Annotated in this window: 20 protein-coding genes and 1 pseudogene; 11 read left to right on the top strand and 10 right to left on the bottom strand. The window is 49.8% G+C overall.

The window, feature by feature from the left end:
• Positions 1-142 (top strand): transposase (locus C1752_RS26960; RefSeq protein WP_146242466.1); only part of this gene is annotated, 142 nt, incomplete at its 5' end.
• A 76-nt stretch (positions 143-218) separates the two neighbouring features.
• Here the strand turns inward: C1752_RS26960 and C1752_RS29595 are convergent.
• Positions 219-410, bottom strand: a complete 192-nt coding sequence (locus C1752_RS29595) for a hypothetical protein (protein ID WP_233501910.1) — start codon at positions 408-410, stop codon at positions 219-221.
• A 6-nt stretch (positions 411-416) separates the two neighbouring features.
• On the opposite strand from C1752_RS29595, the gene dinB reads away from it, so the two are divergent.
• The gene (dinB, locus tag C1752_RS26955; protein ID WP_233501909.1) at positions 417-1346 is read left to right on the top strand and encodes a DNA polymerase IV; all 930 of its coding nucleotides are present in this window, start codon (positions 417-419) and stop codon (positions 1344-1346) included.
• Between the two features lie 35 nt (positions 1347-1381).
• Entirely contained in the window at positions 1382-2239 is an 858-nt protein-coding gene (locus C1752_RS26950) for a DUF3598 family protein (RefSeq protein WP_110989130.1), read from the top strand.
• Positions 2240-2358: 119 nt separating this feature from the next.
• Here C1752_RS26950 and C1752_RS26945 read toward each other — a convergent pair whose 3' ends face one another.
• The 6 genes from C1752_RS26945 to C1752_RS26920 all read right to left on the bottom strand — a co-directional run bounded on the left by C1752_RS26945 (position 2359) and on the right by C1752_RS26920 (position 7798).
• Entirely contained in the window at positions 2359-2538 is a 180-nt protein-coding gene (locus C1752_RS26945) for a hypothetical protein (RefSeq protein WP_110989129.1), read from the bottom strand.
• 25 nt (positions 2539-2563) lie between these two features.
• Entirely contained in the window at positions 2564-4303 is a 1740-nt protein-coding gene (locus tag C1752_RS26940; protein WP_110989128.1) for a diflavin flavoprotein, read from the bottom strand.
• Between the two features lie 48 nt (positions 4304-4351).
• Entirely contained in the window at positions 4352-4888 is a 537-nt protein-coding gene (locus C1752_RS26935; protein WP_110989127.1) for a phosphate-starvation-inducible PsiE family protein, read from the bottom strand.
• A gap of 13 nt (positions 4889-4901) precedes the next feature.
• Positions 4902-6635 carry a diflavin flavoprotein gene (locus C1752_RS26930; protein ID WP_110989132.1) on the bottom strand — a complete coding sequence of 578 codons (1734 nt, stop codon included), beginning with the start codon at positions 6633-6635 and terminating at the stop codon, positions 4902-4904.
• A 65-nt stretch (positions 6636-6700) separates the two neighbouring features.
• Entirely contained in the window at positions 6701-7456 is a 756-nt protein-coding gene (locus C1752_RS26925) for an LmeA family phospholipid-binding protein (RefSeq protein ID WP_110989126.1), read from the bottom strand.
• A gap of 39 nt (positions 7457-7495) precedes the next feature.
• The gene (locus tag C1752_RS26920) at positions 7496-7798 is read right to left on the bottom strand and encodes a CP12 domain-containing protein (RefSeq protein ID WP_110989125.1); all 303 of its coding nucleotides are present in this window, start codon (positions 7796-7798) and stop codon (positions 7496-7498) included.
• 226 nt (positions 7799-8024) lie between these two features.
• Between C1752_RS26920 and C1752_RS30410 the strand changes: the two genes are divergently transcribed.
• The 4 genes from C1752_RS30410 (at position 8025) to C1752_RS26905 (ending at position 12566) form a co-directional block, all read left to right on the top strand.
• Positions 8025-8123 (top strand): integrase, encoded by a 99-nt coding sequence (locus C1752_RS30410; protein WP_146242465.1) that lies wholly within the window; start codon positions 8025-8027, stop codon positions 8121-8123.
• 160 nt (positions 8124-8283) lie between these two features.
• The gene (modA, locus tag C1752_RS26915) at positions 8284-9078 is read left to right on the top strand and encodes a molybdate ABC transporter substrate-binding protein (RefSeq protein ID WP_110989124.1); all 795 of its coding nucleotides are present in this window, start codon (positions 8284-8286) and stop codon (positions 9076-9078) included.
• An 18-nt stretch (positions 9079-9096) separates the two neighbouring features.
• Positions 9097-10938 (top strand): molybdate ABC transporter permease subunit, encoded by a 1842-nt coding sequence (modB, locus tag C1752_RS26910; protein ID WP_110989123.1) that lies wholly within the window; start codon positions 9097-9099, stop codon positions 10936-10938.
• Between the two features lie 446 nt (positions 10939-11384).
• Positions 11385-12566: an RtcB family protein gene (locus tag C1752_RS26905; protein ID WP_110989122.1), complete on the top strand. Its 1182-nt coding sequence runs from the start codon at positions 11385-11387 to the stop codon at positions 12564-12566.
• 151 nt (positions 12567-12717) lie between these two features.
• Here C1752_RS26905 and C1752_RS26900 read toward each other — a convergent pair whose 3' ends face one another.
• Both C1752_RS26900 and C1752_RS26895 read right to left on the bottom strand, forming a co-directional pair.
• Positions 12718-13266 (bottom strand): GAF domain-containing protein, encoded by a 549-nt coding sequence (locus C1752_RS26900; protein ID WP_110989121.1) that lies wholly within the window; start codon positions 13264-13266, stop codon positions 12718-12720.
• Positions 13267-13366: 100 nt separating this feature from the next.
• Positions 13367-14266, bottom strand: coding sequence for a LysR family transcriptional regulator (locus tag C1752_RS26895; protein ID WP_110989120.1), 900 nt, complete (start codon positions 14264-14266; stop codon positions 13367-13369).
• Positions 14267-14393: 127 nt separating this feature from the next.
• On the opposite strand from C1752_RS26895, the gene C1752_RS26890 reads away from it, so the two are divergent.
• The 3 genes from C1752_RS26890 to C1752_RS26880 all read left to right on the top strand — a co-directional run bounded on the left by C1752_RS26890 (position 14394) and on the right by C1752_RS26880 (position 17577).
• The gene (locus tag C1752_RS26890) at positions 14394-15104 is read left to right on the top strand and encodes a pirin family protein (RefSeq protein ID WP_110989119.1); all 711 of its coding nucleotides are present in this window, start codon (positions 14394-14396) and stop codon (positions 15102-15104) included.
• 241 nt (positions 15105-15345) lie between these two features.
• Entirely contained in the window at positions 15346-16539 is a 1194-nt protein-coding gene (locus C1752_RS26885; protein ID WP_233501908.1) for a M23 family metallopeptidase, read from the top strand.
• 225 nt (positions 16540-16764) lie between these two features.
• The gene (locus tag C1752_RS26880; RefSeq protein WP_199464543.1) at positions 16765-17577 is read left to right on the top strand and encodes a DUF2797 domain-containing protein; all 813 of its coding nucleotides are present in this window, start codon (positions 16765-16767) and stop codon (positions 17575-17577) included.
• A 184-nt stretch (positions 17578-17761) separates the two neighbouring features.
• Here the strand turns inward: C1752_RS26880 and C1752_RS26875 are convergent, their stop codons facing one another.
• Complete coding sequence (locus tag C1752_RS26875; RefSeq protein ID WP_146242464.1) at positions 17762-18655, bottom strand: hypothetical protein; 894 nt, start codon at positions 18653-18655, stop codon at positions 17762-17764.
• Between the two features lie 138 nt (positions 18656-18793).
• Between C1752_RS26875 and C1752_RS28190 the strand changes: the two are divergent.
• A pseudogene (locus tag C1752_RS28190) lies at positions 18794-19461 on the top strand (transposase).
• Positions 19462-19513 lie beyond the last annotated feature (52 nt).

Raw genomic sequence — 19513 nt, 5'->3', positions numbered from 1 at the left:
CCTCTACAAAGCTCGACATCTGATAGAGAACTTTTTTGCCAAGATCAAGCAGTATCGGGCAATTGCCACACGCTACGATAAACGAGCCGTCAATTTTCTAGGAGCTATTTACCTAGCAGCCTCTGTTGTATGGCTTAATTGATGACACGCCCTAGATAGCCTCCTAGAAGTGTCAACAGTTCATCCTCAACTTATGTTCAGTTGAGTTGCCCTAGCCTTTAGTACGAAAGTACTGAAGAAAAATGGCTGTTCGCAAAATCCTCCACATTGATCAGGATGCTTTCTACGCCTCCATCTAACAACGAGACTTCCCAGAGCTGCGAGGGAAGCCGGTCGTAGTCGGTGGCCATCCAGAGTAACGGGGCGCAGTTGGCGCGGCCAGCGACGAAGCCCGCAAGTTCGGCATTCATTCGGCCATGCCCTCGCGGACAGCGGCACAGTGCTGCAGCGAACTGATCTTTGTCCGCCCTCGCTTCGATGCCTATAGAGAGGCATCCCAGCAGATTCGAGCTATCTTCAAAAGCTATACCGAGCTAATGGAACCCGTCTCACTTGATGAAGCCTATCTTGATGTGACAGAGAACAAGCATGATATCCCCTCCACCACTGCGATCGCACAGAAAATCAAGCAGGCGATCCACAAAGAGACTCAGCTCACGGCATCGGCAGGGGTTTCGATCAATAAGTTTCTAGCGAAAATGGCCTCCGATCTAGATAAACCGGATGGCCTATCAGTCATCCTGCCAGAGGCTGCGGCTGACTTTGTACAAAAGCTAGCAATTGAAAAGTTTCACGGCATCGGTAAGATGACTGCCCGGAAAATGCATGAGCTGGGTATGCACACTGGTGCTGATCCACGCCTCCGCTCTGAAGCATTTCTGGTAGAGCAATTCGGTAAGGTCGGCCACCACTGTTTTAGTATCGCCAGGGCCAGGGACGATCGCCCTATCATTGCGAACCGGGTCCGCAAGTCAATGGGGGCCGAACGCAGCTTTGCTGAAGATCTCACTGATCAAAAGCAGATGATGGAGGCTTTGAATGAGATCGCACGAATACTCCATCAGCGGCTAGAGGAATCTGAAAGCAAGGGCCATACGTTGACGCTGAAGGTGAAGTTTGACGACTATCAACAGAGTACTCGCGCCCGGACTTTGGAATACTGCATCGATAGTTATCGATTGATCAAGAACATGGGTCATGAGCTGCTGGTGAGCAACATTGAGGAGAATCAACCAGTGCGACTACTAGGGCTGACGGTCTCGAATTTGGGTGGGCAGGAATCAGGGCCAATGCAGCTATCGCTAGACTTACGGTTGCCGGAGCTATCTGTGCAGCGGCGATGGTAGAAATAGACAGAAGCTGTCTAGAGAGTAGAATCGCAATGAGCAAAAAGTGGGAGAACTTCTTCAAAAATCTTGGCGAGTGGCGGGGATCATTTACTCAGTTCTCTCTCGAAGGAGACCAGCTAAGCTCCACAGACTCAATTATCAACCTGGAGAGCTTTGATAATAATCAAGCCTTTCGCTTTCGCGTACGCCGATTTGGCGATGGTGACTATGACACCCCACCGACAAAAGACTATCAGCAAGAACATCGGACCCTCGGTCGGTATATCCTTGTTTTTGAGACGGGAGCCTTTTCTAAGGGCACGATACAGTTAGCGCCTTTTTCCACATTCGGTGCAGAATATGGATTGGTGACAAGCGATCGCCGCCTGCGCTTAGTGCAGCTTTATGACGAGCAAGGGGAATTTCAAGGACTGACCCTTATTCGAGAGTTTCGGGCTGGAAGCACGGCCCATGAGCGACCGCCCCTCACGGTTGAGCAACTTCTTGGAGTCTGGGAGGGCCAAGCCCATACCGAGTACACGGACTTACAAAAATCAACTCAATATTCAACCCGCCTAGAAGTTGTTCGGCATGGTGAGAACCAACTGCTCCAAACCTTAGAATTTGAGGGACAAAGCCTGACCTCTAAGGGGAGAATTGAAGGCAAGCAAATCTGTTTTGAAGACAATATGACCCGAGTTGTCACTTTACTCCCGGATGGAGCTTCCAGCAATATCCCTCTCAAATTGGATAGCGACCAGGCGGCTTTCTTTGTAGAAGCGGGGTGGTTGGTGAGTCCCACTGAAAGGCAACGCTTGATCCATCACTACAACGACAAGGGGAGTTGGACCAGCTCAACTCACATACGCGAGCATAAAACTTCTGGGCCATCAGAACCAGCAGATTACTGATTCAATGCCACTGATACCAATTCACTTATTAGATGACCTACATAGCGAGTGATGGGTTGTAGTTTCTCGAAATGGGTGGAAATAACAAGGCCGTAGGATGGAAAATTGACCTGCCGGACCTAACGGAATTCACAGATTGATTTCGCGGGCAAAGTTCCAAAGCGATTGGTGTCAAACTGGGGCGGGACTTCAACCGAGATCGAAAGCTTGGCGGCAAAGAGGGGAACGATCACTTCTTTCTTGCGATGCATGGTGGTTAACACTGCCGTGCGATTGTGATGCCAATTACTATCGACCATTTGCTCTCAGAGACTCTAACCCATTTTATTCTTCGTGGCCTGAAACCCGATAGTGAATGGCGGTTTTCCCAGAGGCATCTAACACCTTGCCCCGCTCTACCGTGGCATAAATTAACCAGCGATCGCCGCACAGCATGCGCTGCTGGGTTCTACACTCTAAATAGGCGACGGACTCGGTGAGCACGAGTCCACCTTGCTCTGTACATTCCGTACTCAGCGTAGGAATTACCGTGGGGTTAGACACGCGATCTCTGAAAAAGTGCTGCCGCAAAGTACGTCCGTGTTGCAGCAAATTAAGCACAAATGGAGTATTCGGCTGAAGCACATCATCTAGCCCCCGCTCGGATGCGATAGCAAGCATAATACCGGGCGGCGTAAAAGTCGCCTGAGACACCCAAGAGGTTAAAATGCTGCGATGTCCCGTTGCCGTCCGATAGGTCACGACACAGATGGAGCCAATCACGCGCCCCATTGCCTGGGCGGTGCGATCGACCTTCTGCACTAACAGCGGCTTGGAAAAGACCCGCTTCTTTCGATGTTTCTGGAGGGCGGTCGCAAACGTTACACCCGCTGCTTGACAGTCTTTCAGAACTGCTTCCGTAGGGCTGAACCGAATCCGTAAGGTCTCAAAACCAAAGCTGAAGTTGGCGTCCTTGAGCTTGCGCTCAATAAAATCGATCGCCTCCCCACTCCAGCCATAGGAGCCAAATACGCCCACTAGCTTCCGATAGCTTGCCGTGGCTAATACAGTACTGAGCGCGGTTTGAATTTGGATGGGGGCATGGCCACCCAAGGTGGGGGAACCAATGATAATGCCGTCACTATCTTCAATCAAGGTCGCCAAGTCCACTGGGTCGGCGTGTTCGCAGTTGATAGACTGCACCTGAATCCCCGACTGAATTAACCCTTGAGCGATCGCATCGGCAGCACGGGCGGTGTTCCCATAGGCAGAAGCGTAGAGCAGAATCACCTTGAAATCCTGCTGTTGTTGTTGCTGACACCATTCGGTATAGATTGCCGTCAAACGGCTGAGACTATAGCGAATCAGAGGACCGTGCCCTGGTGCATACATACGAGCTGGATAGTCAGTCAGTTTAGCCACCGTCGCTTCGACCTGCTTGGCTTGCATGGCATGGAGACAATCAAAATAATATTTGCGATCGCTTTCTAGAGACTGCCAATGAATATCCCAAAGCTCATCTCCGCATAGATGCGCGCCAAAGAGTTTATCGGTGTATAAAATTTGGGTGCCGGCATCATAGGTACATAATCCATCTGCCCAACGGGGAGTGGGGATAAAGGCAAACTTGAGATCGTGGTCCTTGCCGAGTGCCAGCGTATCGCCATCCCGGACCGCCTGAATCCGGTCTGACCATTCTGCCATCGCTTGTTCAAGTGCAAGAGCAGCGGGCTTGGTACAAATAATTCGAGCCTGAGTTGCTTTTGCTAGTAGAACTTTGAGGGTTGCCAGCCGATTGGGATTGACGTGCTGCACAATCACATAATCCACCCGGTGCAGCGGGATACAGTTTTCCAGAGCTTCCAGATAAATGTCAGTAAATGAAGCACCGGGAGGGTCAATTAGAGCTGTTTTCTGGGCGCGAATCAGATAGGAATTGGCAGTGGTGCCTTTCTCGCGGGCATATTCTATCTCAAACTTAAGCTGTTCCCAGGTTCGTGACCTGAGCGCGAAGGTTTGAGCACCAATGTCTTGAACTTGGACATCACGGGGGCGAGTGGTTACTGAGGGTGGACTGAAAATCATGGTGAGTCTCTTTGCAAATGATGGATGGATGCTGAACTACATACAATCTCAATTTTCAGCGCTATATCCATTGGGGATTGAATGCTTTTGCTGCGAGTCATTTTGTAGTTCGCTGCGACGGCGTTGAGAGAGTTGTTCTTCGGGGTTAATGCCCTCAAAGGTAGGGGGCAGCCAGACCCGCACCACCAGCAGGAGTGCCAGGGTGCCAAGAAACAAGCAAGTCATCAAGACCTGCAGCCAGGGAATCTCTAGAATGCCGTTTACAATGACTTCTCGGAGCGCCGAAACAATGGAGACTTCCACCGTCACACCGATGGAAACACGCCTCTCCCGCAGGTAAATGATGAGTAGTCGAAACAGCTCGACTAAAATCAGGATGAACAGAATGTCTGCAGTCACATTGGGGAGATCGAGCGGTGGCAGCAAAGACATGAACATATCCCGAAGCTGTAGCACCATAAAGCCAAACAGGCCAATACAAAGGCAAATGACAATCAGATCCTGAACAAATTCTAGGGAGCTGACGATATTACTGCGGTTGACCCAACGAATTCTGTTAAGTATGGGCGTGTCTAGAAGGCTCATGGAACCTGACTCCTTAATAATGATTACCGACCTTACGATGGCGAACAGCGGTCAAGCCATCTAAATTAGAGACCCGGCCCTGTTCAACGGTGCTGTAGATGACCCAGTGATCGCTGCACTCCAAACGGCTGGTCACCTGACATTCCAAATACGCGAGTGCCTCTGCCAAAATAGAGGCCCCGTGACTTGAGGCATAGACCTTGACTCCGGCAAACCGATCGCCTCCTGGAGGAAAGCGCTTCAGGAAATGTCGCATCAGGTGCTGAGCCGTCTCCTCCGCCAAAATATTCAGAACAAAGCGATCGCCCACCTGCAGCAATGACTCAATGGCCCGATCTTTTGCAACAGCTACTGCCACCCCTAACGGCTCTAGGCTGGCCTGGGTTACCCAGGAAGCCAGCATCGCATTCGACACCTCTCCCTTTTGGGCCGTCAGAATGTAAAGTCCACCGCTGAGGCGTCCGAGGGCAAGCTCTAAGTCTGTGTCTAAAGCCTTGATCTCCTGAATGGTTCGATCTCGCGTGAGCCACTGGCCTAAATCAATCCCTGCTTCCTCGCAATGCTGCATTAGATCTCGGTCGGGAGTATCCTTCACTAAAATCGGCGAGAAAGCCTCGGTCAGCCCCATTTCTTGTAAGGTACTGCGGAGAGGATAAATGGGTTCATCTTCACCGCCACCAGACTCAAATAGGCCAACGGTCTGTTTCCGGTGTACCGCTGCCAGGATGCTGCTCAACGCAGTGTGGGCCGTGGCTAGATTTGATTGTGACGGCATTCCCAATACAATTCCAGCTGCCATTTGAACGAGTTCTCTCAGGTCATGGGGGTCTGCAGTCTCGAGATCAACACATTCAACCACCACTCCTGTTTTGGTGATGCCTTGGGCAATGCCTTGGGCCAATATTTCTCCGTGACCATAGCCGTCTTCATAAAACACAACCACGAGTTGATCGAGCTGAGCTTGCTGTTCGCTCCAATCTCGATAACGGTCTATCCAGTCCGGGATATGCTGCTCAAGAAGGGGACCGTGCCCTGTGGCAATAGTTTGGACATTGAGATTCGCAGTTCGCTTGAGGGCGCTCAACACTGAGCGGGAATTGGGACGCATCAAGCAGTCGTAGTAGTACTGAAAATGAGGTGCCAGACGATCCGGTTCTTCGTCATAAAGCAGATCGTTGCAATAGTGCATCCCAAAGACGTCACAAGTGAACAGGATGTTCGTTTTGGCGTCGTGGGTCAAAATTGTATCCGGCCAGTGTAGGTTGGGGGCTGAGACAAAGGTCAATTCATGGTCGTTTCCCAAATCGATGCGATCTCCCTGTTTCACCACTTGGGAATAGAAGGGCTGGTGGACCATATTTTCGAGAAACTGAATCGCCACCTTGGCACCCACCACCGTGACCTTGGGCGCTAGGGCCAGCACCTCCTTCACAAGACCACTGTGGTCTGGCTCCGTATGGCTCACGATCAAGTAGTCCAGGTCAAACCAATCAATATTTTTGGCCAGCGCATCTAGATATAGACGGCCAAATTTAGCGTGGCTGGTATCGATTAAGGCCGTCTTTTCGCCATATATCAAGAATGAGTTGTAGGTGGTGCCATCCTCAAGACCAAACTCAATATCAAAGCGATCTCGATTCCAATCTAGGCAGCGCAGCGCCAGGGTCTCTGCCCCAATTTCTTGGGACTGAATCGTCAGTCGCCCATTGAGTGGTCTATCACTTGCTGGTGCAGATAGAGTCGCCATCATTTACTCCTAATACTTGGTTGAATCAGCCTCTCAACTGGTGTGAACAGAGTCACAGCAGAACATTAACCATGCTGCTGTGGAAATTTTTCCATGTAGGCAACGCCATAGGGGGTAAGTTGTTGATCTTTCAGTCGCAGTAAATCCACGCGACGCTTCATCCCATCAAAGCTAAACTGGTCTAAATCCATTAGATTATTGACGTGACGAGTCAACATCTGACCCAGCTCTATGGCCCTCTGATCGCCACCGTAGGTCACCTCTACAAACTGGAGCTTGCGCCGGCCCTTAAAATCCAGACGAGCCGTGATGTCGATTTCCAGCATTTGTTCGACCTGACCGAAGTAGACCCAGCTTTGCATCCGCAGGAACTGATCTTCGTTGATACTAATTCGTGTTTTCTCGAACAAAAGCGGCTGTCCGCCATAGGAAAGCTGCTGCAGTTTTTCCGTGAGAAAAGATGCGTTGAAGGCGGCTGTCAAATCCTCTTCTGTCAATACAACCCGCATAGAAGACTGGGTTGATTGCCGAAGTTGGACTTGTCCCCGCAAGAGAGCGCCAAAGTCAATGGAGAGTGCCTGCAGGTAAAACTCCATGCGGTCTACTTGGAGACCGCTATGCATCAATAGACCCTGACCAATAAAATCAAACCCATCAATACTGCCGTGAAACAGCTTTGCAACAGGTTCTGCTCTGACCCTAACGTCTAGCTTTTCTGTTCGCTTTAGCAGCGCTGCGATCGCGCCCGTCATAACTTTACTGACGAACTGATCGACGCCCTGAGCTGTAGCATTCATCGGAATTGAAAGATTAGCGAACATGGAGTGACCTTACGAATCTAATGTCCTTTCCAAAGAACCTTAAACGTCATATATCCGAGCTTCGGGTGCATCTGGATTCGCGGCACAGTAGCGGTCAAATGCAGTCTGTACCGAGAGCCGTTGACGAGTGATGGCTCTCCCCAACTCCCCAATCACTTCCCAAGCAACCGTTACCTCAATATTTTGAGTGCCATACATATCTGTCAGACGACGAGCAGGTTCGAGCGCTGCGGCAAAGGTTGTTTCAAGAGCAGAATCAGGTTTGCATCGGGCTTGTGAATCAGCAATAGGAATAAGTGCGTAGAGTGATGCTGCTTTAGGGGATGTAATCGCATGAGTCATGATTTTCGCTCCAAGTTGTTTTTCAGAGGTGACATGAGTCCAATATAAATATAATTAGAACAAATATCAACCAAGGAAACATATAAGTCTTAGCTATCATTAATTAGATTTGCTTAACAGTCGTTCAGAATCTGTCAGATCTGCCAGCAGGCGTCGCGGAATACGTACGGGCTTAGGATTTCAGAAATTCTGGAGTGCCAAGCAAACGAGCCGAGGCTATGAGTCGATGAATGCCATCCGTAAAGGACAGGGCATCGGTGTTGAGAAAGGAGACATTCGCGCTCAGAATCACTTCATTTCTGAGATCTTTGGGGTAGGTGTATAAAAAATTAGGGGAATCCTACCTTTCTCGTACCCTCACTGATTGGGCAACAAAATCGGCTGGCCCATCAGTGGGGCCTCTATCCTAGGGATAAAGCTCAGGCCAAAGCCTAGCGGCTTCCTCACTCGAACCTTTGAGAGCACTCTACCCGTGAACACCAATGATGCAACGCTGCCAATTTTCTGCCTGGTTCATGGCAGGTTTGCTCGCTTGTTTACTGGTGAGCTGCAGCTCCAGTTCTCTGACCTCTACCGAACAGACGACCTCCGTGACGATCACAGTGTCTGCTGCTGCGAGTTTGCAAGAGGCACTTGATGGGATCGCAACTCAGTTCAATACCGCCCATCCCACCATTGCAATTGACTATAATTTTGGTGCTTCCGGTGCGCTCCAGCGGCAAATCGAGCAGGGCGCACCGGCCGACGTTTTTTGCTCCGCTGCTACAAAACAAATGAATGCACTGTCAGAGAAAGGGATTGTTCAACCCGACAGTCAACGAAATTTAGTAACCAACAGTCTGGTACTGATTGCTCCCACAAACTCTAATTACGAGATCACGGACCTGACTCAGCTCAGAGACATTGATATCAGTCGCTTCGCCGTCGGTGAATTTCGCAGCGTCCCCGCCGGACAATATGCCCAGCAAGTGTTCACAAAATTGGACCTGCTAGACCCCCTACGAACTAAATTTGTCTTCGGCAACACTGTTCGCAATGTCCTCGCCGCCGTGGAAAACGGTAATGCTGAACTGGGTATGGTGTATGCGACTGATGCAGCTCTTTCTCAGCAGGTAAAGGTGCTGACAACGGTCCCTGAAGACTCTCATCTACCGATCGTATATCCAGTTGCGATGATCCAAAGCACCGCTCACTCAGAAGCGGCTCAAGCCTTCATTAATTTTCTGATCACGGATGCCGCTCAACAAACCTTCGAAGAATTTGGATTTGGCCGTGCTTAGGTCAGCCCCTTTGCTGCCATGATTAATCTTTCCCCCCTTTGGATTTCTCTCCGAATTGCGACAATTGCCACTGTCGTAACGTTCTTTTTGGGGATTGCTGCCGCCCATTTTATGCAGCACTATCGAGGCCGTTGGCGATCGCTATTAGATAGTCTTTTTCTTGCCCCGATGGTTCTCCCGCCGACGGTCCTGGGCTTTCTCTTACTGCTGCTGCTCGGCAAAAATGGGCCGTTCAGAGTCCTGTTCTCAGGTGGGATTAGCGTGGTCTTTACTTGGTATGCCGCTGTTATCACAGCCACGGTAGTAGCTTTCCCGCTGATGTACAAAACGACTCTGGGGGCATTTGAGCAGATTGACGATAGCTTACAGCAGGCGGCCCGGACTCTGAAGGCCACGGAACTTAACGTCTTCAGGCGCATTACCCTGCCCCTCTCACTACCCGGTCTCTTAGCTGGAACCACCTTGGCCTTTGCTCGAGCCTTAGGTGAATTTGGGGCAACCCTGATGTTGGCAGGGAACATCCCCGGACGCACTCAAACGTTACCGATGGCGATCTATTTCGCGGTCGAAGGCGGCGATCTGCGCGAAGCTGCCCTCTGGTCAGCGATAGTGCTCAGCTTGTCGCTCGGGGGGATTGTCCTCACAAATGGGTTAACCCAGCACCGGTCTCGGCTTCGATGGACACAGAGATCTAAAGGGAGAAAAACCGAGGCCATGCTCCTTTCTGACAGGAGCAGAGGCGGGTTCGAAGAAGCGGGGGCCAAACGGTCCACTCGTCTTCAGCTAGAGGTGGATATTTGCAAACATCTGCCGGAGTTTACTCTATCTATCAAATTTGTTGCGGATGGCCAGCCCCTCGGAGTTTTAGGAGCCTCTGGGGTGGGCAAGAGTTTAATTCTGCGCTGCATTGCAGGGATAGAGACCCCAGACTCGGGCCGGATTATCCTTAACGATCGAGTGCTGTTTGATTCTGAGTTGGGGATTGATGTGGGGAGTTGCGATCGCAACGTCAGCATTCTCTTCCAGAACTATGCCCTCTTTCCCCACTTAACCGTTGCTCAAAACATTGCCTTTGGCCTCCCTCGATGCCAGAAATCGTCTCCGAACCAGATCACAAGGGCTGTGACTCAGCAGTTAATTGCCATGCGTCTTGAGCCATTCGCTCAACATTATCCCCGTCAACTCTCGGGGGGACAGCAGCAGCGAGTTGCATTGGCGCGAGCACTTGCCAGCCAACCTGAAGTCTTACTGTTAGACGAACCCTTTTCCGCTCTTGACACGCATCTCCGCAACCAGATTGAGCGGCAGCTGATCACCCGACTCCAGAGCTACCAGGGCATTACCCTATTGGTAACCCACAACTTAGAAGAAGCCTACCGCATGTGTCACGACCTCCTAATCCTGGATAGCGGTACCGTCATTGCCAATGGTCCCAAACACCGTATTTTTGAGCAGCCTCAGACCGTCAGTGTTGCTCGACTGACCGGCTGTAAAAACTTTTCACCCGCTGTCGCCTACGGCCCGAACCAAGTTGAGGTCCAGCGCTGGCAGTGCCAGCTGCAAACCCTAGAACCACTTCCCCCAAACTTCACCCAAATTGGCATCCGTGCCCACCAGATTTCATTGTCGGCCTCGTCGGCCTCGTCTAAAAATACCTTTTGCTGCTGGCTAGCGGCGACCAGTGAAACGCCCCATCGCATGACCCTGTATTTAAAGCTGCATCGCCCCCCAAGCGATGAGCAAGACTATCATCTACAGGCAGAAGTGTTTAAAGAAAAATGGTGTGAGCTTAAAGATCAGCCTCAGCCCTGGAGCGTGTGCTTAGATCCGTCGCGATTGTTACTGCTGGAAGATCTTTGATCTATTGCATGGCATTGCCGAATTCATCTAAACCCTCTGAGTAGATTCACTGTTTGAACCCGATGGGTATCAGCAATCTTGAACCAGAATTGAGACTGTTCAGCACAAGTCACTCAAGCAATTGAACCTCCATAACCTTGCTCTGGATAAAGAGCAAGGTTATGATTGCGGCTCTGCCCATATCCATCTGTCAACGTGATTGCTTAAAACTGACTGTTAACCATCTGATCTCACATCAACAGATCAAACGAAAAAACTAAAATTGGGTCCAACCACGAATCTTTATGCATCCTGTCATCAATCACTCCCTGTTTACGAAACAAGCGTTAGAAATAGAGTTGAGCACGATTGAACAGTGACAAGCCGACCTTCAAATGCAGATATTCCTGACCTGGATTCGCAAACAAGATCCTAACCGCAAGATTCGTACCCAAGAAGCACAGTAAATGCCTGCTCAATCTCTTTCTCTCAATTCAAATAAGCCTATTCTCTCTTGGGCCAACCATGACCTGGGTGCTCGTGAAACCCAGATGGCAAAGAACGTGGCCTCACTTCCTTTTGTCTACAAGCATGTCGCGTTGATGTCTGATGTCCACCTGGGCAAAGGGGCGCTGGTGGGATCTGTCATTGCAACCCAGGATGCAATTATCCCGGCGGCAGTAGGGGTCGATATTGGCTGTGGGATGTGTGCCATTCAAACGCCCTATTCTAGTCATCAATTAGAGGGAAAGCTCAAGAAGATTCGAAAAGAGATTGAAGCGACTATCCCAGTGGGCTTTGATGCCAATAAAAATATTGACAAGGCCGTATACAACTGGCAAGGGTGGCATTCATTTAAAGAGCTGCACAAAGGAGTTCAGCATTTAGAAGGGAAGGCTCTCAAGCAGATGGGCTCTCTCGGCGGTGGGAATCACTTTATTGAAGTGTGTATCGATACTGAAGACAATGTTTGGTTAATGCTGCATTCGGGGTCACGCAACATTGGCAATATGCTCGCCCAGAACCATATCCGCACAGCAAAGGATTTGGCGAAATTAGCCCACCAAAAACTACCAGATCCAGATTTGTCAGCCTTCGTGGCCGGCACGGATGCCTTTCAGCAGTATTGGCACGACTTACAGTGGGCACAAGATTATGCACGCTTCAACCGCGATGTGATGATGAGCCGTTTTAAGAAAATCCTCGAACTGCACCTTGGAGGCGGCAAACCGTTTAAGCCAAAATTGGCGGTCAATTGTCATCACAACTATGCTGAGCGAGAATCACACTTTGGTGAAGAAGTGTATGTGACGCGCAAAGGGGCAGTACGCGCCCGCACAACCGATTACGGTATTATTCCGGGGTCAATGGGAGCAAAGTCCTTCATCGTTAAGGGAAGGGGAAACCACGAGAGCTATTGTTCCTGCAGCCATGGGGCAGGACGGTTGATGTCCCGGACCAAGGCAAAACATACTTTCACGCTGGATGACTTGATTGAACAAACGGATGGCATTGAGTGCCGCAAGGATGCTGGCATTTTAGATGAAATCCCTGCTGCCTATAAGCCAATTGAAGAGGTGATGGCCAATCAGAACGATCTCGTTGAGGTCGTTGCAACCCTGAGACAGGTGGTCTGCGTCAAAGGATAAAGCAGCACTGCACCATCTTTGTTACACCCAGCCCCAGAGATATAGGATGGCAAAACAGCCACAGTTTTTGTCACCGTACTTCTAATGACAATAGGAATCGACGGGCAGCCTTCGTGACTCCACTTGATTTGGATGACGCCCTAGGAATTGTTTATTGGGCGTGGTGCTCTTTGACATAGTTGACGGCCAGCAATTCGCTCTGGGCAACGGTGTAGTTGATTAAAGCCTGGTCAGATGCAGTCCAGGTTCTGGGCTGGTCAAACATGCAGGGTTCCAGAATGCCCCAAAGCTGATGATTGTGGGACAAGTGGGCATGTACTAAGGCACGATGAACAAACTGCTGGTGCTCAAGCTCTTTGTTGATAATGTCATTAGCTGCTTCTTCAATGTCTTCAATAAAAATGGAGGGTTTTCCAGTCAGGGCAGCCGCAAATAGTGGGTCTTGCTGTTCCAATTGCTGAGGGTCTTCAAGAGACCATTGAGCGTTGTAGCTATCGGGAAGGCTTGGAACTTCTTCTGACTGTTGCCAGATAAAGGGAGTACACCCCATGCGGCTATCAGGATGACGCAGGTAAAGGAAGATGCGATCGCACTGCAGTAGACTGCCCAAAACTGGCATTAACTCCGAAAAAACGGTCTCAGCATCATCGGAACGATTAAAAACCTGAGACAGGACAGAGGGAATGTGGAAACGAGTCATTTTTGCAATGTCCAGAGTAAGTTCGACAACGTAGAGCCTCTATTTTAGTGACTGACCCGACTTCAAACTGATGCCTGCAGAAGTTCAATAGAGTGTTAGATCAATTTATCTTATGAGTATCAAAGCGATCGCAAATAAACGCTGTAAGCAACCTCACCTTTTCTGACAGATGCCGATTTACTGGATATACAACGTATAAAGAAAGAGTAGGGGCACGATACTCCGGCAGGACAACCCGAAGATCTCCCTGCTGCAGATCGTTCGCCACGATAAAGGTGGGCAACAGCGTAATCCCAAGCCCCTCCAGTGCCGCGCTGCGAAGGACCTCTCCGTTGTTAGAGCATAGCGCCCCAGAAATCGACACCACGACCTCACCCTCCGGCCCCTGTAAAAACCAACGATGAGCGCTGGGCAAGTGTCCGTAATGAAGACAGGAATGCTCTCGAAGCTGCTTAGGTTGACCGGGATTGCCGCGCTCCGCCAGATACTGAGGAGCAGCACAGAGGACTCTCGGGGTTGGCATCACAAGGTGCGAAATTAAACTGGCGTCGTCGGGATATTCTGAGATTCGGAGTGTGACGTCAAAGCCTTCTGAAATCGGATCAATGAAGCGATCGCTCAAGGTAACTTCGACCTGAAGCTGTGGATGCTGATGACTAAAAGCTGCGATCGCACGCCCCAAATGCCTCATACCAAAGGACATCGGTGCATTAATCCGCAAGGTGCCCCTCGCCTCAGTCTGCAGTCGGGCAATTGAGGTTTCCGCCTCTTCCAGCTCAGCCAGGATATTAATGCAGCGCTCATAATAGGCTCGCCCCGCATCCGTAGGCGTCACCTTGCGAGTGGTGCGATGGAGTAGCTGAACACCCAGATGGACTTCGAGGTTAGCAACAAGCTTATTCACTTGCGATCGCGACAGTCCCACCTCTCTAGCCGCCGCCGCAAAACCACCCGCCTCCACAACCTGCGTAAAGGCCTGCATACTTTCAAATTTATCCACAGCTATTGTCTTATTTTTAGACACAGAGTGTCCATAGTTTAGTATATTGTCTTATTTTTAGATTCAAACTATCATGGATCTATCGCCGAAACGAAAGACACAACTGGCGATAAGGAGGCTACACACCATGATTACCATTCGCCCTGGCAACGAGAGAGGCAGTGCCAACTTTGGGTGGCTTGATAGCCGTCATACCTTTTCCTTCGGCAACTATTTTGACCCGGCCCACATGGGTTTTTCAGCCCTACGGGTGATCAACGAAGATAAAGTACATCCGGCTCAAGGCTTTTCGACCCACAGCCACCGCGACATGGAAATTATTTCCTACGTGCTGAACGGTGCCTTAGAGCATAAAGACAACATCGGCAACGGCTCGATCATCAGGCCCGGAGATATCCAGCGCATGTCTGCCGGGACCGGAATTTCCCATAGTGAATACAATCCGTCCCAATCTGAGGGCGTTCACTTTTTACAAATCTGGCTAATGCCCGATACTCAAGGAATTGAGCCGAGCTACGAGCAAATCTATATCTCCCCAGCAGAAAGGCAAGGACAACTCCGCCTCGTGGGATCAAGGGATGGGCGGCACGGCTCAGTGACGATTCATCAAGACGTGAATCTCTACGCAGGCTTACTGACCGAGGAACAGCAGGTTAAACACATCATTGAACCCGGTCGGGCCGTCTGGCTACAGATTGCTCGAGGAAGCGTACAGTTAGACGACCATTCGTTAATGAACGGAGATGGTGCAGCAATCACAGATTTCACCCCGGAAATCATCGTTAAAGGCACCGATCAACCTGCAGAGTTTTTGTTGTTTGACTTGCCCGCAGCTTAAGAGACAAGACAACGGAACCCTTTCTGAGCGGGAGATCAATCTGGATAGCTAAATGGGCAGTATTAAAATACCAGGCACGAACCAATTAGACTCCTTTGGATTCTAAAGTTGCCAAGGAACAATTTTTAACCCTGCTTCTCCAGCTCACAGTAGGCATCGGGTGGCCCAGCGCCGCAGCATTCTCCGAACGAGAGATCCTGCGACGTTCTCTGCATTATTTCGAGAAATCTAGGAGACTCTTGTGCTCGCAAAATCCTTCCGCAACCGAGAAAAAATTCGTATTGGGGAACTAATGCTACAGCGGGGCTTGATTAATCAGTCCCAACTCACCCAAGCTTTGGCTGAACAAAAGCAGAGTGGTGCTCAGTTAGGAGAAATTTGTAAGCAGCAGGGTTGGGTCAGTCAGGCTCAGCTTCAACAAGTCCTCAATGGGCAGCGCCGTCGCAACATTACGCGGGGGAAAGTTCGGATTGGGGAAGTCCTGATGCAGCGCGGCCTGATCAGCCAGGTCCAGCTGACCCAAGCCTTAACTGAGCAAAAACAAAATGGTCTTCAGTTGGGAGATATTTTGGTGCAGCGCGGATGGGTCAGTCCGACTCAACTTCGGCAAGCACTCTATGAGCAGCGTCGCAGCAACGTTATCACCACAGTATTACTAACCGCTACGACTCTGATACCCGGCGCAACCCGTCTGGTATCAAGTACTCCTGTTGTGGCTTATGGGCATGAGATCTCACAGGATGAGATCTCACTAAAACTTCATTACAGTGATCTTTCTGTATCTCCTCCCATCGTTGATCCCGAAACAGAGGTGGACAACCCCGAACTCAAAGCTAGCTATATGGACCTGATGGAAATTGGGGGTGCCGACATCGAGGGTACGTCATTTAAACAAGCTAGGTCCTCTCAAGAAGAGAATCGGGTAGAGCAGCCGCTTCACGATAAGCCAACCGTCTCATCTCCGCTGCAGGGATTCTGTCACCCTTTAAACGGCAAAGGCTGGTTGAGCCAAGGGATTAGGGGTCGGACGCACCGAGGTCGCATGGAATATGCCTACGACTTCGCCGCCGATATTGGGACGCCCGTATATGCAATGCGTTCGGGGCAGGTGATTGCAGTCCGGGACAAATACCCTGATACAGGGGGGGGCAAAGATAGAATTGCTAAGTTCAACTACGTCTTGATCGAGCATGACAATGGTTATCGGTCTGCCTATATACATCTGCAGCAGGATTTTATTGATAGCATCGCAATTAAAGCAGGAGACTCCGTTGAAGCGGGTCAGCTGATTGGCTTCAGCGGCAATTCGGGCTGGAGTACCGGCCCACATCTACACCTAGAAGTTCAGAGACCCGGCCGGAGAGGAAGATTTACGAAGACAGCTCCCTTCTCTATTTCGGGTACCTGCCAAGACGACCAGATTGCTCAAAATTAGACAGATTAGAGCACTATTGGATTTTCTGAGCAGGGGCATCGGGTGGAGCCGCAAAGGCAGACTTCTAAGAATGGGTAATGTCATTCCACAACTTATTGATGGCAAGACCTAATCCCTAAGGAAGGGAGATGGCATAATAATTGACTACACTCCCATACCCTCCGACCGAGTTCTCACTCGCGGTTTCCTGAGGATTTTTCAGAAAAACACCACCGCATCATGAATATGCAAGGCACATTGCGCAAAATGACCACGAAGCTCAGCGAGGTTGTCGAGTATGCATTGCCCGTCGGAGAACAGTCGCTAGCTTTGAATCCACTGATCGGACAGCATCTTGAACTTGAGTTCTTAGGACAAATCTATTGCAAAAATTGCGATCGCAAAATCAATAAAAGTTATTCGCAAGGCTTCTGCTATCCCTGTATGAAGAGCCTTGCCGCTTGCGATATGTGCATCTTGAAGCCTGAGCAATGTCACTTTCATCAAGGCACCTGTCGAGAGCCAGAATGGGGTCAACAAAATTGCATGGTGGATCATATCGTTTACCTTGCAAACACATCAGCCTTGAAGGTAGGCATTACACGTAAATCACAGATCCCGACTCGCTGGATTGATCAAGGCGCAACAGAAGCATTGCCAATATATCGGGTCAAGACCCGGCATATATCTGGATTAGTGGAAGTCGAGTTAGCGAAACACATGGCCGATAGAACAAATTGGCGAGCGATGTTGAAAGGTGACAGTGCTTCAATTCCATTACAGGAGAAAGCTAGTGATGCTGTTCTACAAATTGAAGAGACAATAAAATCACTGCTATTGGATCATGGCGATGATGCAGTGCAGCCATTGGAGGCGAACGTCACCACAATTCATTATCCCGTCAATCAATATCCGAACAAAATCAAGTCATTCAATTTTGATAAAGAGCCGCTCGTAAGCGGAACCTTGATGGGCATCAAGGGGCAGTATTTAATCTTCGATACGGGCGTCATTAATATCCGAAAATTTGCAGGCTACAGCGTTGCAGTCCGCGCTTAGTGGCTGCGTTACCCGTTGAGTAGAAACTGGTTCTGTTGATGCACAGCTATTGAAAAGCATAATGCTTGTGCAACAAAAATCTATCGATCTAGCGGTACATATATTGATTAGGACATAAAAATGGCTGAAATCCATCTGCGCGAAGGAAAGGCTGTCCTAACTCAGCCGGGGACTGCTAGATTGCCTATTGGTTGGACCTTTCAATAAACTCTCGTCGCAGCTGGTTAGCTGATCGCCCTACGATGAAACTGGCAATGCCCAGAGGGATAGCCAGAATAAAAAACCAGACGCGTAGCTGTTGTCCTTTCTGCTGAATTCCGGCCTCAGTACCAATGAGAACCTGTAAGCGATCGCCCAGTGGATCAATCAACTGATTGCCTTGCGGAGTTGCCTCCAAACCTGCAACAACAACGACCGCTTGTCCGTGAGGCAAAATCTGACGTTCAAAATCGGTGAAGACGCTATCGATTTGCCCCCCAGTGTCTAGGGGAAGGGCATAAATCTGATCACCATACTCAATCGCCACAGGCCGACTGGTTCTCGCAGACTCGCCCTCACGAATTATTCGAGGGGACAAATCACCCGAATCACTCTCCATGGGCAAGATCGCCAAGTCAAAGTTGAGGGGAATCCGGCGCTCTCCATCAGATAAAAATACGGGGTCTGCATTCTCTTCCCATTCAAACAGCGCTTGTTGTTGAGGAGGCCCAGCATCTTCAGAACCAGAATTTGAGACTGTTCTAGCAGAAAGCTTAACCTTACCTCTAATAACCGTCTGACTCTTGTTGTCTGGCATAGTTGGCGGACGATCTGCCAACAGGTAGCCTTCCAGTCGAATCAGATCGATGGGATCTCCCTCATGTGCAATCGCCTTCTCAATCGACATTCCATCAATTTGCTCCAGGTTCTGAGATGTCTGCAGAGACAACCCAAATATTGAAGACAATGCCATAGCTACTGCAACGAAACCCAGCCCAAGAGAAGAGAAATTGCGAAGCTGAAGCCGCTGATAATCTTGGCGCGAGACATGGCGTGGCACATCTTGATACCACTGGTATCGCATTCGTTTTTTCCCCATGAATCTTCCCTTTGCTAGCGCTTCTGATTTCTTTCTTGCACCATACGATCATCACCATAAATCGCGACGGTCATGAGCATATATAGCAGCACGAATTTATGTTGGTACTGTTTTGGAGATTAAGAGGACGAGATGCCAATGCCATCTCCTTACGGCTATGACCTTCACAGCAAAGCTATTGATGCCGTCAACAGCGGTCAACGCAAAGTAGACGTGTATCGCATGCTCAATATCAGTCGCAACACCCTACACCTATGACTTGAGCGAGCAGAGTCTATGGGTGACTGTCAGGCCATCACAAACTATCAGCGATGCCCTCAATAAGATCGGCTTTACTCGAAAAAAAAGACCTATGGTTATCAAGAACGAGATGCAGAACAACACCAAGCCCTTATAGAACGCTTGCAAACGAAACAGCCTCGTCAGGATCGCCTATGTAGATGAAGCTGGTATTAATAATCGAGATGACTACCTCTATGGCAACGAACTGAGCAAGTCAATTTTATCTCAGCGCTCAAGAGCCGCAAACTGTTTGCACCAATGACGTTCTGTTGCTCCTGCAACCGCTCTCTATTCGAGATGTGGCGCAGGAATGTCTGCTGCCGCAGTTGAACCGTAGAGATATCATCGTCATTGATAAGGCTAGCTTTCATAAAGGCCAAGCAATTGAAGAAATAGTCACTGAGGCAGGCTGTAAGATTTGGTATCTGCCGCCCTATTCACCCGACCTCAACAAGATAGAGCGGTGGTGTTTTGTGCTCAAAAATTGGATAAAGCAGCGCTAGGGAGCGTTTGAGACCTTTTGAGATTGTGTTGATGCTGCTTTTGGAAAAAGTCCTAATGTATATGCGTAGCGCG

The organism is Acaryochloris thomasi RCC1774 (assembly GCF_003231495.1).
Classification (GTDB): domain Bacteria; phylum Cyanobacteriota; class Cyanobacteriia; order Thermosynechococcales; family Thermosynechococcaceae; genus RCC1774.
This window is presented reverse-complemented; position numbering and strand designations above follow the sequence as displayed.

Bases quoted from the DNA above. Each gene is read 5' to 3' on its own strand.
- C1752_RS26880 (WP_199464543.1), top strand. From the start codon at position 16,765: ATGCAAGGCACATTGCGCAAAATGACCACGAAGCTCAGCGAGGTTGTC.
- C1752_RS26920 (WP_110989125.1), bottom strand. From the start codon at position 7,798: ATGACTCATGCGATTACATCCCCTAAAGCAGCATCACTCTACGCACTT.
- C1752_RS26890 (WP_110989119.1), top strand. From the start codon at position 14,394: ATGATTACCATTCGCCCTGGCAACGAGAGAGGCAGTGCCAACTTTGGG.
- C1752_RS26950 (WP_110989130.1), top strand. From the start codon at position 1,382: ATGAGCAAAAAGTGGGAGAACTTCTTCAAAAATCTTGGCGAGTGGCGG.
- C1752_RS26875 (WP_146242464.1), bottom strand. From the start codon at position 18,655: ATGGGGAAAAAACGAATGCGATACCAGTGGTATCAAGATGTGCCACGC.
- C1752_RS26940 (WP_110989128.1), bottom strand. From the start codon at position 4,303: ATGATTTTCAGTCCACCCTCAGTAACCACTCGCCCCCGTGATGTCCAA.
- C1752_RS26935 (WP_110989127.1), bottom strand. From the start codon at position 4,888: ATGAGCCTTCTAGACACGCCCATACTTAACAGAATTCGTTGGGTCAAC.
- modB (WP_110989123.1), top strand. From the start codon at position 9,097: ATGATTAATCTTTCCCCCCTTTGGATTTCTCTCCGAATTGCGACAATT.
- dinB (WP_233501909.1), top strand. From the start codon at position 417: ATGCCCTCGCGGACAGCGGCACAGTGCTGCAGCGAACTGATCTTTGTC.
- C1752_RS26930 (WP_110989132.1), bottom strand. From the start codon at position 6,635: ATGGCGACTCTATCTGCACCAGCAAGTGATAGACCACTCAATGGGCGA.
- C1752_RS29595 (WP_233501910.1), bottom strand. From the start codon at position 410: ATGAATGCCGAACTTGCGGGCTTCGTCGCTGGCCGCGCCAACTGCGCC.
- modA (WP_110989124.1), top strand. From the start codon at position 8,284: ATGCAACGCTGCCAATTTTCTGCCTGGTTCATGGCAGGTTTGCTCGCT.
- C1752_RS26905 (WP_110989122.1), top strand. From the start codon at position 11,385: ATGCCTGCTCAATCTCTTTCTCTCAATTCAAATAAGCCTATTCTCTCT.
- C1752_RS26945 (WP_110989129.1), bottom strand. From the start codon at position 2,538: ATGGTCGATAGTAATTGGCATCACAATCGCACGGCAGTGTTAACCACC.
- C1752_RS26900 (WP_110989121.1), bottom strand. From the start codon at position 13,266: ATGACTCGTTTCCACATTCCCTCTGTCCTGTCTCAGGTTTTTAATCGT.
- C1752_RS30410 (WP_146242465.1), top strand. From the start codon at position 8,025: ATGAATGCCATCCGTAAAGGACAGGGCATCGGTGTTGAGAAAGGAGAC.
- C1752_RS26925 (WP_110989126.1), bottom strand. From the start codon at position 7,456: ATGTTCGCTAATCTTTCAATTCCGATGAATGCTACAGCTCAGGGCGTC.